At 66.7% G+C, this 15,708-nt stretch carries 13 protein-coding genes and 1 pseudogene; 4 read left to right on the top strand and 10 right to left on the bottom strand.

Annotated features, from left to right (window positions below; all coding sequences use genetic code 11):
* Positions 1-201: 201 nt before the first annotated feature.
* The 5 genes and pseudogenes from ACZ38L_RS35655 to ACZ38L_RS35635 form a co-directional block, all read right to left on the bottom strand.
* Entirely contained in the window at positions 202-690 is a 489-nt protein-coding gene (locus ACZ38L_RS35655; protein WP_465701528.1) for a hypothetical protein, read from the bottom strand.
* A 36-nt stretch (positions 691-726) separates the two neighbouring features.
* On the bottom strand, positions 727-2,061 hold the full coding sequence (locus tag ACZ38L_RS35650) for an ADP-ribosylglycohydrolase family protein (RefSeq protein WP_465701526.1): 1,335 nt from the start codon (positions 2,059-2,061) through the stop codon (positions 727-729).
* A gap of 87 nt (positions 2,062-2,148) precedes the next feature.
* A complete protein-coding gene (locus ACZ38L_RS35645) occupies positions 2,149-2,544 on the bottom strand; it encodes an SMI1/KNR4 family protein (protein WP_465701524.1) in 396 nt (131 codons plus the stop codon).
* 318 nt (positions 2,545-2,862) lie between these two features.
* Positions 2,863-3,498, bottom strand: coding sequence for a hypothetical protein (locus tag ACZ38L_RS35640; RefSeq protein WP_465701522.1), 636 nt, complete (start codon positions 3,496-3,498; stop codon positions 2,863-2,865).
* A 45-nt stretch (positions 3,499-3,543) separates the two neighbouring features.
* Positions 3,544-4,282: pseudogene (locus ACZ38L_RS35635) on the bottom strand (DUF6928 family protein).
* Positions 4,283-4,551: 269 nt separating this feature from the next.
* Between ACZ38L_RS35635 and ACZ38L_RS35630 the strand changes: the two are divergent.
* Together ACZ38L_RS35630 and ACZ38L_RS35625 are read left to right on the top strand one after the other, a co-directional pair.
* Positions 4,552-6,459 (top strand): DUF4419 domain-containing protein, encoded by a 1,908-nt coding sequence (locus tag ACZ38L_RS35630; RefSeq protein ID WP_465701520.1) that lies wholly within the window; start codon positions 4,552-4,554, stop codon positions 6,457-6,459.
* A gap of 109 nt (positions 6,460-6,568) precedes the next feature.
* Positions 6,569-7,009: a hypothetical protein gene (locus ACZ38L_RS35625; RefSeq protein ID WP_465701518.1), complete on the top strand. Its 441-nt coding sequence runs from the start codon at positions 6,569-6,571 to the stop codon at positions 7,007-7,009.
* A gap of 57 nt (positions 7,010-7,066) precedes the next feature.
* Here the strand turns inward: ACZ38L_RS35625 and ACZ38L_RS35620 are convergent, their stop codons facing one another.
* Positions 7,067-7,588: a DUF7737 domain-containing protein gene (locus ACZ38L_RS35620; protein ID WP_465701516.1), complete on the bottom strand. Its 522-nt coding sequence runs from the start codon at positions 7,586-7,588 to the stop codon at positions 7,067-7,069.
* A gap of 50 nt (positions 7,589-7,638) precedes the next feature.
* Here ACZ38L_RS35620 and ACZ38L_RS35615 point away from each other — a divergent pair, with 50 nt between their 5' ends.
* Positions 7,639-7,932, top strand: a complete 294-nt coding sequence (locus ACZ38L_RS35615) for a PIN domain-containing protein (RefSeq protein WP_465701514.1) — start codon at positions 7,639-7,641, stop codon at positions 7,930-7,932.
* 61 nt (positions 7,933-7,993) lie between these two features.
* Here ACZ38L_RS35615 and ACZ38L_RS35610 read toward each other — a convergent pair whose 3' ends face one another.
* From ACZ38L_RS35610 to ACZ38L_RS35595, 4 genes are all read right to left on the bottom strand, one after another.
* Positions 7,994-8,440: a hypothetical protein gene (locus ACZ38L_RS35610; protein WP_465701512.1), complete on the bottom strand. Its 447-nt coding sequence runs from the start codon at positions 8,438-8,440 to the stop codon at positions 7,994-7,996.
* A 207-nt stretch (positions 8,441-8,647) separates the two neighbouring features.
* A complete protein-coding gene (locus ACZ38L_RS35605; RefSeq protein ID WP_465701510.1) occupies positions 8,648-10,045 on the bottom strand; it encodes a phospholipase D-like domain-containing protein in 1,398 nt (465 codons plus the stop codon).
* The gene (locus tag ACZ38L_RS35600; protein WP_465701508.1) at positions 10,038-13,760 is read right to left on the bottom strand and encodes an AAA domain-containing protein; all 3,723 of its coding nucleotides are present in this window, start codon (positions 13,758-13,760) and stop codon (positions 10,038-10,040) included. Before ACZ38L_RS35600 ends, ACZ38L_RS35605 begins: the two co-directional genes overlap by 8 nt.
* A 25-nt stretch (positions 13,761-13,785) precedes the next feature.
* Positions 13,786-14,034, bottom strand: coding sequence for a hypothetical protein (locus tag ACZ38L_RS35595; RefSeq protein WP_465701506.1), 249 nt, complete (start codon positions 14,032-14,034; stop codon positions 13,786-13,788).
* 554 nt (positions 14,035-14,588) lie between these two features.
* On the opposite strand from ACZ38L_RS35595, the gene ACZ38L_RS35590 reads away from it, so the two are divergent.
* Positions 14,589-15,632, top strand: a complete 1,044-nt coding sequence (locus ACZ38L_RS35590; RefSeq protein ID WP_465701504.1) for a site-specific integrase — start codon at positions 14,589-14,591, stop codon at positions 15,630-15,632.
* Positions 15,633-15,708 lie beyond the last annotated feature (76 nt).

Here is a 15,708-nt window from a genome sequence, read left to right as displayed (position 1 = left end):
CAGGGAGCGTGAATCCCTCGCAGGTGTGCGCCCCGGGAGCGAGCCAGCGCACACCTCAACCGTGATCGGCTACACCACACAGCGGGACGCCATCCCAGCCCCAGTCCTACGGAGCTGGAGCCGACAGCCGGCAACCCGAGGGTAAGCCAGCGCAGTTGATGAAAGGCCGTCATACGCCTCGGCAGCGCGCGCTGACCCCCGTCACACCGGGCCGCGGGGAGACGTCACGCCAGTCTCCATGCCCCGGTCTCGCTGCGCGTCCAGCATCACGAGGTCGGCCTCAGGTGGTTCGAACCATGCGCCTGCCCTCACAACCAGCTCATCAGCGAGTGCCATGACCTGGACGGTGCCGCGAGAGAAGTCCACGGCGACGCCGACTTCGCATCCCAGCGACAGTTGCTGGATCAGGCGCACCGCACGGATCTCCTCGCCCACGAACGGGCTGAGCGGGAAGGCGGGCGGTGCCACGCTGACCGTGACGTGTCCGTACTCGCCCATGTCGTACGGGCCGTGGGGCTCGTCGATGCTCAGCTCAAGGATGTGGTCGAGCGTGTGGAACCGCACGGGGCCGAGTCCGTCCAGGCGAAGCCACATGTGAACGAGCTCCGGCTCCTGATCGGCAAAGTGGTACCAGGAGCAGATCACGTCTTCCACATGCCGGCAACGGAGGTCTTCGGGGTCAATCAGCATGCGCTTCTACCCTCGCTTGTCGGGTTGGGCAGCGGATCAGCTGCCGAAGCGCAGCCGTCGGTAGCGCTCCCACAGCTCCGGGCGGTCGGCCTTGCCGAAGTACATATCCAGGAGCATCTCCAGGAAGGTGCCCTCTGCCTCGTCGGTCCCACGCCGGTACCTGTCACGAGCGGACTCCACCCAGGCGCTCACCGGCCGCCAGCCGCCTGAGGCCGGCTCGACGGCGACTTCGAAGACGCAGTGGCCGGTCCAGCTGCGGCACAGCAGGAGCCGGTCGCCTTCGAGGTAGGCGTTCCATTTCTCCTCCATGGCCTGCGCACGGATGCCGTGGCGGATCCGCTGCCACTGGCCGGGCGTCCACACCAGGTCCGGAGTCCGGATCGGCTTCGGGCTCTTGATCGGTATCGTCTGCGGGAAGTCCATGCGGCTTGCGTCGGCGCCGAGCCGAGCGGGCTTCAGCCACCCGGGCAACGGTTCCACGGTGTCGTACCAGGTCCTCGGGATGCCCTGCATGCCAAGGCGGGCTGCAAGGATTCCGCCCACGATCGCGCAGGTGGTGTCGACATCCCCGCCCGCAGAGGCCGTCGCCCACAGCGCGGACTCGAGGTCATCGAGGTGCCTGGCCGCGCACCACAGGGTGAACGGCACTGTGTCCACCGCGCTAACCTGCCGCCCGTTGCCGAGCCGGTGAGCGGCCAACTCCACATGCGGCTGGTCGACCAGATCGAGCGCCTCGGCCACGCCCTCGCGGACCTTTCCCGCCGGAGTCAGCTCCAGCACAGGCTGCAACAACTCCCGTGGCGCGATGCCGCGGCCACGACTGCGTGCGGCACAGGCGGCCGCGACCGCGACCGCGACAGCTCCGGACACCGCCTCCGGGTGAGTGTGCGTGACCCCGGCCGAACGGGCGGCCTGCCACGCGGCCTCCTCCAGGTCCACAGCGAACCAAGCCCCCAGCGGCGCCACCCGCATAGCGGCCCCATTGCCGAAAGACCCCTGCCCGTCGAACAGTCCGGCGGCGAGATCCTGCCACGAGCCGCCCTCACGGATCTGCCGGAGGAGCCGGTTCATCGCCGGGCCGTACCCACGGTCGAAGTCGTGCCGCCGCGCGAAGGACTGCGCCAAGTCCCACTGGTCCACCGTGCCCCTGAGCCGCAGCACGCCGTACACCGAGCAGGCCATCTCGGTGTCATCCGTCCACGGCCACGATCCGGCCGGGAGTCGGTGCTCGCGCAGAGCGGGCAGGTTCTCGGGAACGAAGAACTGGGCGCCGAACGCATCACCGACGGCCAATCCATACAGAGAGTCGCGCGCGGCGGCGCGGTGATCGAAGAGAGGCAGCGAGGTCGGGGAGGGGGACTGATCAGTCATCACCGGGCATCATGCCAACAACGGCGCTGGCGAACCAGCGGATTCCCCAGCGATCCGCAAGCTCCAACTGACTGCAAGACGGCTGACCTACAGGCACCCGGGCGCGCCGGTCGCGTTGAACCGGATGACCGATCGGAGCAAAAGATCGAGGAACTCCCGGAGGCCGTCGGCGACCTGGTCGAACTCCTCCGCATCGAAGGACGCCGCCCTTGATCGATGGATCACGCCGCTCCGATCGATGACGAACAGCCTTCCTCCACCGTCCGACGCGAACACCACACCGTGCGAAGAACCGGCCGTCGGGCTGGACACGATGTCCTGTGCGACGCAGTCGTACGCCACATCGCGCGCAGAATGAACGAAGTAGCCGTTGCCCACGTCCGGCAAGCTCACCTCCCCAACCTGGCCGTAGAACAGAGCCAGGTCGTCGAGATACGGGAAACCGGTCCGCAATGCGGCGGGCAGCGCGGCGGTCCTCGCCATCGGCAAGCCTGGCCTCGTTCTTACCCGGCGGATACCCATACTTCCCCTCGAACGTCGCCGTCGTCGCGGCCACGGCGTCCGCCATCTCACCGCACCATCGCACCAACCATTCGGCTGACGAAACGAGTTGACCCACGCGTGTCCTTCCATCATCCGCGCCAGACTGGCCTGTTCTCCGCGCCGACCGCAGCAGATTAGCGCTGACACCGCGAGCGGCGAGAAGGTCCACCGTCGACCGGGCGGGGTCGAATTCGGCAGCGGGATTCGCTTCCGCCACTTCGTCGGCGCCCATCTATCTGTCCAGGTGGTGCACTGCAGTCAGTAGCACAGCGTCAGGCCGGCAGCACCGAAGCCGTGCTGCGCGGCGTGGCGAAGCACGCGTAGCGGGCCCTCAACCAGCTCATCGAGGTCGCGGTCGGTTCCGTCGGTCATCCCGCCCAGCCAGTCACGGATGCGTTCCGCGACGCTGCCGCGGCGTTCCGGTGAGAGGGCGAGTGCGGCCTCCGCCCCTGGAAGTGCCGCACGGACGTCGGCGGCGTCGAGCAGGAAGTCGCCGCACCAACCGGGGAGCTGAGACATCGCCTCCGGGCCGAGGGCGTAGTCGAGCGCCGCTAGCGGGTCGCCCTTACGGACCGAGGCGCAGAAGAGGTCGACGCCCTCGTGCTGGGGAACGAGATGCAGAAGCTCCTCCTTGATCGCCTCATGTCGGTCGTCCGCCGGACGCATGGCGTCGATGACGTCTTGCAGTCGAAGCGCCTCCTGCGTGGGCACCGGCCTGTGCGGGCCCGGCTCGAAGAACGACTCCTGTCCGCTCCGCCCCCTCCACCACGCCAGGGCGTCGGCGTACTCGGCGCCAGGGTTTCCGAGCGCAAGGCCCGCCGAGGGCTCCCGTCGCAACCGCGCGACGTCATGGTCCGGCACCACTCCGACCACCCAGAATCCGGTGACGCTCACGGCCTTCTCCTCTCCAAGCTCCCGGTCACCGTCCGGCGCCCGCGCTTACGCGCCCGCAGCGTCGCCGCGGTTGACGTCGAACCGGATGGTCGTGTGCCGGCGCAGGCGCATGGCGGCAGCGCGCTGTTCGAGCTCAACTCCGACGCGAGCGGGATGGGGGCCGTTCGTGTCGGTCACGCGAAAGCCGCTCAGTGGAACAGCGTCGGCGTCCACATCGTCCGGGCGTGGTCGGCCCTCCAGCACGAATCCGGCGAACGCTCGCAGCGCCTCCTCGCCCAGTTCGAGCGGATGGAACGCAAGCGGGTATGGCGGCTGGTCCTCACCCCACCACGGATCGGGTTCAACGGGACGCTCACCGGCCCAGAACGGTGCCTCGAACTCGTAAGGGGCGCCGATGTTCTCGACAATCCCGGTGTCCGGAGAGGCTGAGCGCGCGGACGAGTTCGCCTCTCTCCCAGACCGCGAACGAGAAGGCGTCCGAAACGCTGTGCATGGCGTGGAAGAACACACGGGACCCGCCGCCGGCCTCCAGCACGTGCCGAGGAAGCAGACTCGGACGATGCTGCATGAGCCATCGATCGCAAACGACTGCCACACTTTCGAAACTCGCCGCGTAGCAGAGACCGTCCGGTGGATAGGTGCCGTCCCAGAGTGCAGCGCCTTCAGTCGGTTCCACCGTGCAGCCCGGCCGGATCCGCTGGAGCAGTTCGGCAGCAGCCGCACTGTCCGAGGAGCGCGCAGCCCGAAGGGCTTCCGCAGCATCCCCGTCCGAAAAGATCAACATCGCTGATTTTGCGCCCACACCGCCCACCCTCTTGCTTGCATGGCTCAGCGGAGGCTATCGGGAAGGTCCGACAGACCTCGCTGCCCCGCCCCACCGGGTGGTGTGGCGCGGCTGTGCTGGTACGCCACAGGAGCCGCTGACTCCTTAAAGAGCCGTCGGTCACCAGCTCAAGGTGCTCCTTGGTTTTGGTGCCCGTCGTGCTGACAAGCCGTGCGTGACCAGCCGGAATCTCTGGTGACTTTCCCGTGGGTGAGCCCTACCTTGTCGGGATGACTGGAGCATTGTCGCCGTTCAGCTATGTCGGGCCGCCGGACCTGGCGGTGGAGGGCGCGAACGCCGCGGCCACGGGATGTGGCGTCCGCACGCCCGACGACCTGGACCGTTGGGTGGCGGCGCAGCTCCCGGCCGAGCTTGATGAGCCGTTCACCTACGTTGTTTCCCTGGCGGGCACGCTGCTCTTGGCGCCGCGCCGCAGTGAACACGTGGCGTGCGCCGGCGGGGCGGACGTATTCGCAGCCGGCGAGATCGGCCTCGCTCCCCGGCCGGAAGGCGGCTGGACGGTGAGCGAGGTCAGCAACCTGTCGACCGGATACTGCCCGGACTCCGACTGCTGGCCCGCCGTCGCGCACGCGCTCGACCGGGCCGGCATCGACCGCCCCGACGGATTCACGCACGCGTTCGCATTCCGGCGCTGCCCCGAGTGCGGGCAGAACAACGTGGTCAAGGACGAGGACTTCACCTGCGCAGTCTGCGGCCGGACACTGCCGCAGCGGTGGAACGTCGACCCGATGAACGCCAGGGCTCGCCACTCGGCCGCGGCGGTGATTGATCTCCCGGTGCCGGACGACGAGTCCGCCGAGGCGCTCGCTCGCACCCTGCGCGCGGTGGACAACGAACCATTTCTGCAGGCGGTTTCCGGGCGGCCGGTGCGCTTGCACCATCGCAGCATCGCCACACTGGTGTCCGGCCCGGAGCAAGGCGGGTTCGCACCTGCGGCCGTGCCGACCTGGAGCCTGCTGTTGCGCGCCGTCCATCTCAGCTTCGCCGCCCACCTGCCGCTGAGCCTCTCCCCCGACGTGCTGTGGTTCACGGTGGTGCACGAAGTCGCCGTCCACGTACGGCTCAACGCCGACCTCTACGCTGGCCTCTTCACCGACACCCCCGGGCACCGCCAGGAGATCCAGGTCCGCGACGACAGCCTGCTCGACCCGGAGCCGGACTGGAGCCGGTCCATCCGCCTCGTCCTCGAACCGCTCCGCGAGAAGCTGGACTCCGAGATCACCGACCTGTTCCTGCCCCGCTTCAGCACCACCACGCCCGAGGACGTCTCCTCGGCGCTCGTCGCGCTGATGTCCGTGGTCAGCCCCTATTACCGCTTCGAATGGCTCTCACTCTGCGGCATCCCGCGCATCCGCCTGGAAGGCGGGGCCGACGACTGGAAGCTCCTGTCCCAGCGGGTCCGCGAGCTCGCGTCCTGGTTCGACGGACTGCGTCCGTGGTTCAACGCGCTCTGCCCGGTGCTCGACGAGATCGCGGCAACCGCCGCCGGAGGCCAGGTGGACGAGGACTTCTGGCGGTCCCTCTACAAGTGGGAGTCACGCTCCGGCGGCGACTACGTGTCCGGCTGGATCACGGTCCTCTTCGCCCACACGCAGACCCCGGCAGGACCGAAGCCCAAGGAGTCCTTCCGCTGGCGCCGCGGCGAGCACTACCTGGAGAACGCCTTCCCCTCCCACGTCGCCAAGGTCCCCTTCCGATGGACCCGCCCCGACGGCGTACGCGAGATGCAGTTCGTGGCGGGCATCCTCGGCATCGAGCGCTACGGTGACTACCTCCGGCCCTGTCTCGCCCACGCGGTCACCGAACTCCTCCCCAGCGAGCAGCACCCGTCGGACCACCTCCTCCCCGAAGGCTGGACGCACGCCCGGCTCCGCGCGGCCACCGGCTGCCCCACCGCACAGGCCCTGCCGCTCGACTGGACCGTCCTGGTACCGCCCCAGGACGGGTGGCCCGCGCAGATCACCCCCAGCCACGCCGTCCAGGTCGCCACGTACTGCTACGTGCGCTCGGCAGCCGACGGGACCTGGTACGTGGGAGACCTGCTTCAGGACAGCCGCGAAGTCCTCCTGTTGGAGCGCCTGGGCACCGACCTCAGCGAGGCCCTGCGCCGGATCTGACCGCGGGCACCGGTCAGACGCGGTCCAACTGCCACTGCGACCCACCGCCCGCTCGAGCGCTGCAAAAAGCCGTCGTCAGCGAGGACCGGCGAGTCCTAGCGTGGAACAGGTGACCGTCTTCCTCTGCCGCGCGTGCGGACAGCCCCTCACCGGGCCGCTACGGAGCCTCGACGAACTGCCCGAGCAGCGCTACGCGGACCAGGACGAGGGCGACCAGCCGGGGGTCACCATGGCCCGCGGCACCTACGCCATCGATCCCGAACCCTTCGGCGCCCCGTACGTCGTCCCAAGCGCCCCCGCCCCCTACGCACCTGCGAACATCCGCCTCCCCGGCGGCCCTTGCGGCACGTTCGTACTGCACCCCGAAGACACCGCTGGCTTGCTTCCCCACCCCGACCCACGCCGTGACGTCGGCTGCTGCGGACCCGACGGCATGAATGGCAGCAACCGCATCTGCCCGTGCGGTGCGGAGGTCGCCACATTGGTCGCCGACTGCTGGACCTACCAGGAGCTTCGACTCGACCCCGAGCACGTCCGAACCGAGCCGTAAGCCGATCCCCACGCCGACACGCGTGTGCGTCACTGGCCTGACAAGGGCCCGGCGCTGTCATCCGCTCCGGAGCCGCAGTTGGCCGGTGATCGTCGGGTCTGTGATCTCGGTGTCCCTGGCCAGCATGAGGGCCTTGCTCAGGACGATCGCGAGGGTGCGGTCGCCTTCGAAGGGCAGGGTGACCGGCATCGTGCCGGCCTTGCCGTCACTGCCGGGGACGATGCACAGGTACGTGTCGTCCGGGGACATGAGGATGTTCCCGGAACCCAGGTGGATCTTGTAGCTGTGGAGGTCGCCGCGGACGTGCAGGAAACGGCCTTCGACGTGGCAGCGCTCACCGACGGCCAGCCGGGGAAGCAGCCGAGCCAGGATCTCCCCACGCCCCCGGGCGGTCTCGGACAGTTCTCCGAAGCCGTACGAGGTCCAGTACTCCCTGAAACGTCCATCCGGCCCGCCGTCGCTCCAGGTGGGATCGTTGCCCACGCTGGCGACGCCGACGAACAGATCGACGTCCCGCAGCACCTCACTGAGAACGAGCGCGGGAACGGACTCCAGCGGTAGCGGCTCCACAGCTCGCACGCCTGTCCGCGCAGGTCACCTACGACCGTCGGCAGCACCTATTGGTCCTGATGATCGATCTCGGCAAGCTCGTACCGACCGGGTTCTTCGCTCTGGACTACTCGCGGCTCAACTTCGCGCGGCTCGGAGACGAACGCACGTCGGAAATAACAGAGGTCCTTCAGTCACATAACATCAAGCACACCCGAGACGCCCTTATCGCCAGCACAGCCTTGTACGAGGAAGCTGCGCTGGTGACCAACGAGCACCGCCTCACCAGGCGTGCTCGCGAGTGCGGCATCGAGGTCATGACCACCACCGAGTTGGTGACTGCAGCCTCCAACGTCCTCAAGCCGGCGGACTGAGGACGCGGAGCAACTACCGCGGCGGCATGGGGGATCATCTGGTAATCCTCCCTTCCCTGGTTCACTCATCCCCGTCCCTGTTCAGGTACAGCAGGGAGGAAAGGCCCGTGTCCAGATCCAGGAACCACATGGTGACGGCGTGCTCAAACTTCGCACAGGCGTTGAGGTGCTGGGCAGTGAGGTGGGCGACATACCGGGTGGCGGCCGCGCTGTGCCCGGCGGCCTCGTCGGTGCCGGTCGGAAGGTCGTTCTTCAACGAGAGGATCGCCAGCCACCATCCGTTGAGGAGGTCGGTAGCGAAGGAGTGCAGCATCTTGCGGGCTTCGCCCACTCCGTGTTCGGACTCGAGGCGGCGGATCCCGTCGGCGTCGAAGCCCTTGAAGGCGATATCGGGGATGTCGGACAGGTTTTCGCGGAAGCGGGCAATCGCCTCCAATTCGGATGCGGTAAATGGGTCGGTCCCGGACTCGTACTTGGACAGGTCATCAATGCCGGTGTCAGTCATCATGCTCCTTCAATGGTGCTACAGGGGTGAGACGGGGGACAACCGAGGTATTAACGCAGGTACAGGCTCGGCCACACGGCGTTGGGGCTGCCGCTGAGAGTTTCGACGTCCTCGAAGAGTTTCGTCCAGCAGGATGTCGATGGGGTAGGAGACCGCCCCGGCCACCAGGTCGGCGGTCTGGCGCGCGACGTTGAACTCCTTGAGCTTCCCCTACTGACGTTGCTGTCCGATCAGATCGAGGTAGCGCTGATAATTAGCGTCCGCGTGCTTCTTGTCGGAAATGAGGTTGCCCTCCTCCATACGGTAGGTGCGGTTGCGGTCGCCCTTGAAGGAAAGCCAGTTGAAGCTCGTGGTCACCCACACGTCATCGAAGACCAAAACTTTGGCATGCGTGCTCTTGAGGCGCGAGAACTCGAACTTGCCTGGGTAACGTGCGGCAAGATTCTCAAGCCGACGGATGGCGATCGGATCCGACTTCGTGTCGTTCTCCTCATAGCCGTAGGCGATGTTCACCTTGACCCCGCGGTTCAGACGCGCCTCAAGCTTGCCAAGGAACTCAGTAGTGATGATCGCCTTCTTGATCCACGGCGAGATGATCAGGATCCGGGTCCGGGCATGGGTGAGTGCCTCGTCAAGGATGTCAGGGTGCTCAAACACACCGATCGCCCGAATCTCTGGCTCCATCGGTGCTGACTCGGAGACCACATCGGACAGCAGACCCGACACGCTGAGCTGCACCGCAGCCCGCTCGGCACGCTGCTGGGTGACCTCCGCGAGGGGGACGCGGACCTGTTCGAGTTCGGGCTCCAGGATCGGCCGCTCGGGCGCGGGTTCCACCGTAATGCCAAGCGCCTTCGCCCCACCGGCCGCGATTAGTGCGAGCTCGTGCGCGTGACTGAGTTCACCGTCGACGACGACGCCCAGTTCGATGTCAGTGCGATCGGGGTTCGCGTAGACGAGGATCTTGGCCGGCATCACCCTTCGGGCCTTGGTTTGGGTGAGGCCTCTGACCTGGAGGACTTCACGGTCATTGTTGCCGCGTTCCCTCAACATGGCGTTGATGTCTGCGGCCGATATGTCGCCCGACTCGACTGGACCGCTCTTGGCCGCAGGCAGGAGAATCATGTCGTGTTCGTCGGCCTGACCACGAGGGATAACAGTGTGCCGGTCGTAGGGCCTGGCTTTCCACAGGAGCTGGTCGTAGACGAGCGGTTGCTCGACGCGCACGGGAGTGATGGCGGCCAGTTCGCGGGCTGTCTGCTCTCCTCGTCCTGTCAGGCGCAGGTTCCTACTGGCAGGGTCCGCTCCCGGCAGGGGAAGCGCATAGGTGAGGTAGTCGTCCGAGAAGTGCTGGGCCACAACCTGGGTGACCATGCGCTCGGACACGCCCAGGAGGCCGGTGATGGCCTGCTCAGTGGTGACCTTGTTGTTGACCAGGCGCAGGACGAACTCGTCGAGCAAGGGCAGCCGCTTCCGATCCTGCGCGAGGACATCGGCCGTGATGAGGGCCACGGGCAGGCCAGCGTCGACGATGGCTACGAGTTCCAGGCCGGATCGGGCATCGCTGAAACGTACCGCGAGGAGGCTGTCGGAGCTGAAGTCAGGCATCGCGGATCTCGCACTCCTCCGGGTGGTGGCGCATGTAGTCGAGTACGTCGCGCAGCGCGCCGGGCGTGCTGCGACAGAACGCTGCGTCACCGACAATGGTGAGGCCGAAGCGGGCACGGGAGAGAGCCACGTTGATGCGCCGCCAGTACGGCTGGCCCAGGAAGCCGAATTCGGAGCGAGCGTTGCTTCGCGTGACGGAAAAGACGGCGAGGTCGCATTCGCGTCCTTGAACGGCGTCGACGGACAGGACTTCGGCGGTGAGGTATTTGAGTCTGGCCGAGGCCAGGCGACGGGTCAGCTCTTCGACCTGGCGGCCGTAGGGTGCGATAACCAGGACATCGAGTTTGCCGCTTGCGGGGACCTTGACTACGCCCTTGGCTACGGCCTGGTCGATGACTTCCAGTCGGCGGATGGCCAGCTGGGCTTCGGTGCGGTTGGAGATGCTGGTTTGGGTAGCGCTGCGCTCGGACTCACGGCGGTCAGCCAGATTTGAGGTGTCGAGCCACATGACGGGCTTGCCGATGACCTCATAGCCCGCCAGCGTATGGTCGCTGAGGGAGAGGAGCTTCTTGTCGTAGAAGCAGGTGGAAATCATCTTCCCGATGGCCGGCGTCATGCGGTACTGCTCAAGCAGCATGTGCCTGACCGGGGGCTCGGTGTTGCGAACGAGGTACTCGAAGAGCGTGGTGGTGACCAGCTCGGGGATGAGCTGGTGGTCGGCCATGATCTTGGGGTTACGCAGCAGGTCCTCATCGACCGGGGGAAGCTGTGCGGTGTCTCCGACCAATACCCATCGCTTGGCCCTGGCAAGAGGAACGAGGGCTTCGGTGGCAGTGGCTTTGGATGCTTCGTCGAAGATGCACAGGTCGAATTCCAGGTCGCGGGCGGCAGGGTGGCCAAGGAAGCCCAGTGCGGTGCCAGCGACGACCTGGCGTGTGCGGAGGAACGCAGTGATCAGGTTCTGGTCGGTTCCGATGCGCTGGAGCCATTCACCTTGAAGCCGGAGCAGTCGCATGAGTTCCTGGCCTGGGCCAGAGGTACCAAGGAGCGCTTCGACCGCGTCACGCGCGTCGGCGGTGCTGAGGTCTTCGCGAAGGGTTAGCTCTCCGGCGAGCATGCGCTGAGCTTCTATATAGAGCTCGTGGCGCTGCTCGATGAGCTGGTCACGGCGGGCTCGTACGGTGACGACTTCCTCGCCAAGTTCACGAGCGGAGGTGGTGCGGTCGGGGGCGGGCTGGCTGGCGAGTTCCTCTAGCTTGCCGGTTACATGGTCGAGGTTGGCAGCGACGGAAGCCAGCTCCTCCAGCATGAGGGCGGCCTTGAGGTGTCGTCCTTCCAGGCTGTTCCGGGAGGCGATGCCGTCCAGGTAGCGCTCGGCCCGGGTCCGGACCTGCTGGGTCCAGCGTTTGACCTGCTTGTCGAGGAGGAGCGGCTGCACGCTAGCGGCGACGCGCGGGTCGTCGGGGCGGCCGAGGCGGACCAGCCCTTCGATGCCAGCGTCCGCGATGCGGCGTAGGGCGTTGTCAATGGCGATGTGGGTCTGGCTGACGATGAGGATGCGGGCGTGGTGATCGCGCTTGAGGGTCTGCTCGACGATCTCCGCAATGACGGTCGTTTTCCCTGTTCCCGGAGGGCCTTCGACCAGGAGCATGTCCTGGCCTCCCAGGGCGTGGGCGACGACTTCACGCTTGCTCTTGTCGAGGTCAGTGCGGGACCAGCGTGTAACCTCGGCCGGCGGCCGGACCTCAATGGTGGCTGGGTCGTCAATGATCTCACGCAGAGCCGGGTTCGTCGTCTGGCCCGCTGAGACGTTGGTCAGGGCCTCGCGCTGTCGGTTCAGAGCGCTCTGGCTGGGGCCGAGGAACGGCAGCAGGACGCCGCGGCCGGGAAGGACGGTATCCGGGCGTCGAAAGCGGATGACGAGAGTGTCATCGGTCTGCGCGGTGACCTCGCCGCGATCGAAGGGCCGGGTGTAGGAGTTGGGGGCAACCGACCATTCCTCGCCGACCAGGGTGGCGGTGGTAGGCATGGCCAGGTGGAAGACTCGGGTGCGGCCGCTTCCGGTGACGCGCTCATAGTCGATGTTCTGCCGGCCATCGGCAGCGACCTCTTCGCGGGCTTCGAGCAGTCGGCGCCAGCCATCGAATAGGTCGCCAAGGTGCTGGTCCCTACTAGCCTTGGCCGCTTCTTCGCGTTGCGTGAGATGTTCCTCCAACCGGTTAAGGAGGAGGGTCAGGCCGTCGTAGGCGGGATCCTCGCCGGGATCGTCGAAGGTCCACGTGAGGACGGGGCCAACTGGGACGGACCGCTCACGTCGCTTGGCCATCCATTCCTCCCCCCTCGCGTCAGCCGCCACGATCACGCACCGGTCGCGCTGGTGCTCGTCCTCGACGAGCCGGAGGAACCAGGAGCGCCCGAAGATGCGCAGGGTGGCCTTGTCGATCTCGTCTGTCTTCGGGTTGTGTCCATAATCGGCGTGGACGCCGCCGGCCAGATCGGCGAGAACTGCGGACCTTGCGACGTCCCAGTCTGGATCGGTGCCAGCGGGGACCTCACTGAGGATCTCTGCCGCACGGCGGGTCAGCTTAAGCCATACGAAGTTACTCAGGCGGGCCTGCTGATTGCTGCACGCCTGCTCAGCGTCGAGTAGGCGCTGTTCGAGCACGGCGGCGTTCGCAGGGCGCTTCTTGGGGTCGAAATCGACGCAGGACTGCAGGATGGAGCGGACCTCGGTGTCCAGATCCAGCTCGGCCAGGACCTCAGCGAGGTCCGGATAGTCGCCCGCCTTGCCACCGGATAGGACCTGGATGGCGAGGACTCCGTAGCCGTAGACATCCCGGACGTAGGGAATCGCGTCTTCCTGTTCGGGCGGCGCGTACAGGTTTGAGCGGAACTCCGCCACCGTCTCGTCAGTGACGGCAGACGCCTTGGACCGGATCTTGGCGATACCGAAGTCGGCCAGCTTGGGCGTGCCATCCTCCGTCAGCAGGACGTTGCCCGGTTTGAGGTCCCGGTGCTCGATCTTCTGCGAGTGCGCATAGGCCAGAGCTGCCGCGAGAGGCTTGCCGATACGGGTGAAGAACGACGACCAGCCGATGGGCCTGCCGGCAGCCATATCGTCCTTAAGGCTACGATCAACCCATTCCAGCGCAATGAAGTACCGGCCGAGGTTGGCATCCCAGCCCGAGTCGAGCATCCGGACGATGTTCGGGTGCCGCAGCGCCTTCAGTGAGCTGGTCTCGCGCTCCAGGAAGATCTTAATGACCTCGTCATCACGCTGTTTGAGTAGCTTTACAGCAGCGTAGTCTCCGGAGGCGCTACTGGTGTCAACCGCCTTGCGGACCTCAGACAGACCGCCCAGTCGCGGATCTTGGGGGAGCAGAAAGAAACGATGATTGATCATCTGCTGTGGCCCCACGCGCTGCTCCTTGCTCAGCACCGCTGACGGTGCGTCCCTCCCCAGACAGACCATCCTGCCAGCTTCTTCCGCCCTCAGGGAGGGAGTTGGGCAGAGAGGCGATTGCCTTTCCATGACAGGGCCGTCAGCATTTAGTTCATGCACGGCGCCCGTCTTCGCCCATGGGTGCTCGCCGGCGTCCAACTCGCCGTGCACCTGTGCGTCCTGGACCTCGTGGGCCGGGGTGGCGTCGTGACCCGCGTTCTCGTCGACGGCAGGCCGGTGATCGCCGAAGCCTTCGATCGCGGCGTTGCACACAGCCCGAGTTGCTGCTCGGCAGAGGTCAGCTTCGGGCGACCGAGGAGCCGAAAGAGGTGCAGCTCGCGGAGTCCTGGTGCACCGAGGGCTGCTGCGGCGCGCTGTACGTCGCGATCGCCCGCGACAGCGACACCGTGCGGTGGCACACCTGCCGTCGGCCGCCGGCCCCGGCGTCCGAACCGCCGCTGCCTGAACTCCACTTCAACGCCGCCCAGTACGACGTGAAGATCACCCGTGCGGAGAACGACCACAGCTGGGAATGGCCGGCTCGCACGCTCGCCTGGCTGATCAGGGAACAGTTGAGCTGGCAACCAGACCTGTTGACCCAGTGGAGCTGTCACCCGGGATGGATCGGCACCCACTACGCCAAACGCGACCAGGTCGAGCTGAGCTTCACCTACCCAGAACGACCGAACTTCGGCTCCGACAAGCCCCTGGGCGCAGTTCATCTGGAGCATCCCAGTCGATGTCGCTCCAGCGGAGCAACAAGCGGACGCGGTCCTGCGGCAACTCGCCGCAGCATGCCCGACCACCTACGCGCTTCGCCGACGGAACCTGCGAGTCCGCCGTGGCCCTCGGCCTCACCTCGCCACCAGAACCCGACTGAACCTGATCGCCACCACTGTCGAACCCGCACTCTGGGGGCGAGCGCCGGGTCCGACGGCCAAAATGCACCGCACTTGTCGCCACGACAAGGGATCGCAGCAGGTCAGAGCACCATTCAGCCCGTTTGTGAGTACGGAGTGAGTGCAGGGGTTCACCGGCTGCTGACGCCTGCCGGGAGACCATGAGCGTGGCTGTTCGTACGACCCGCAGGAAGTGATAACCATGCGCTCCGCAGCCCACGCCGGGCACGTCTACCGCCGGTGCGGATGCCGCGACCAGCAGGGCAAGCAGCTCGGGACCCTCTGCCCCAAGCTCGCCACCGACCCCGATCACGGCACCTGGACCTTCTCCCTCGACCTCCCCTCCCCCGGCCCCCGACGCAACAACGTCCGCCGTGGCGGCTACCCCACCGCCGAAGCCGCCCGAACCGCCCTCCGCCGGATGATCGAGGGCGAGGCCGCCGGCTTCACCGCCGACCCCAATCAGACCGTCGCCGAGTACCTCACGGCCTGGCTCAAAGACAAGAAGCTCGTCCTCAAGCCCACCACCTTCGCCCGCTATCGCGACTACGTCACCAACGACCTGATCCCCGCCCTCGGCCAGGTCAGGCTCGACGACCTCGGACACTCCCACATCGCCGCCTTCACCCATGCCCAGCTCGACGTCGGCCGTGGCAAGGTGACCGTCCACCGCTGCCTCGCCACCCTTTCCAGCGCCCTCGGCGATGCCGTCCGACAGCGTCGCCTCGCTTACAACCCAGCCCGACCCACCGTCATCCCGCGTCCCGCCGCGGCCGAACGCCATATCTGGACCGTGCAGGACGCGGTCCGCTTCCTGCACGGCTGCCGCGCCGTCGACCCAGCCTTCGCCGACCTCGTCGAGGTCCTCATCGGCACCGGCATCCGCAAGGGCGAAGCCCTCGGACTGCACTGGGACGACGTTCACCTGCCCGAACGCGTCCTCTACATCCAGTACACGCTGTCCGCGGTCGACAACAACCGCCTTGTCCTCACCGACCCCAAGACCCGCAGTAGCAAGACCTGGGTCGCCGTCTCCCCGCGCGTCGCCGCCGCCCTGCGCCACCGCGCAGTCGATAAGGGCCCCTCGCCGTCACGCGCAGACCACGGCGGCTTCGTCTTCCACCGCCCCGACGGACGCCCCTTGCACCCTCAGTACGTCCTTAACCACTTCCACGACCTCTGCCGGGAATTCGACGTCCCCCGCACCGCCATCCACGACCTGCGCCACCTAGTACTACAGGGCTAGATCTGCATCATCTGGAGGCGCATGCGCCGACGGAAGTGATGTCGCCTGGCCTCAATTTGGTGGCGGCGGCGGAGCG

It is taken from the genome of Kitasatospora sp. NPDC024654, from assembly GCF_055559155.1.
The sequence above is the reverse complement of the archived record's forward strand: the minus strand, read 5'-3'. Positions and strand labels throughout refer to the sequence as shown.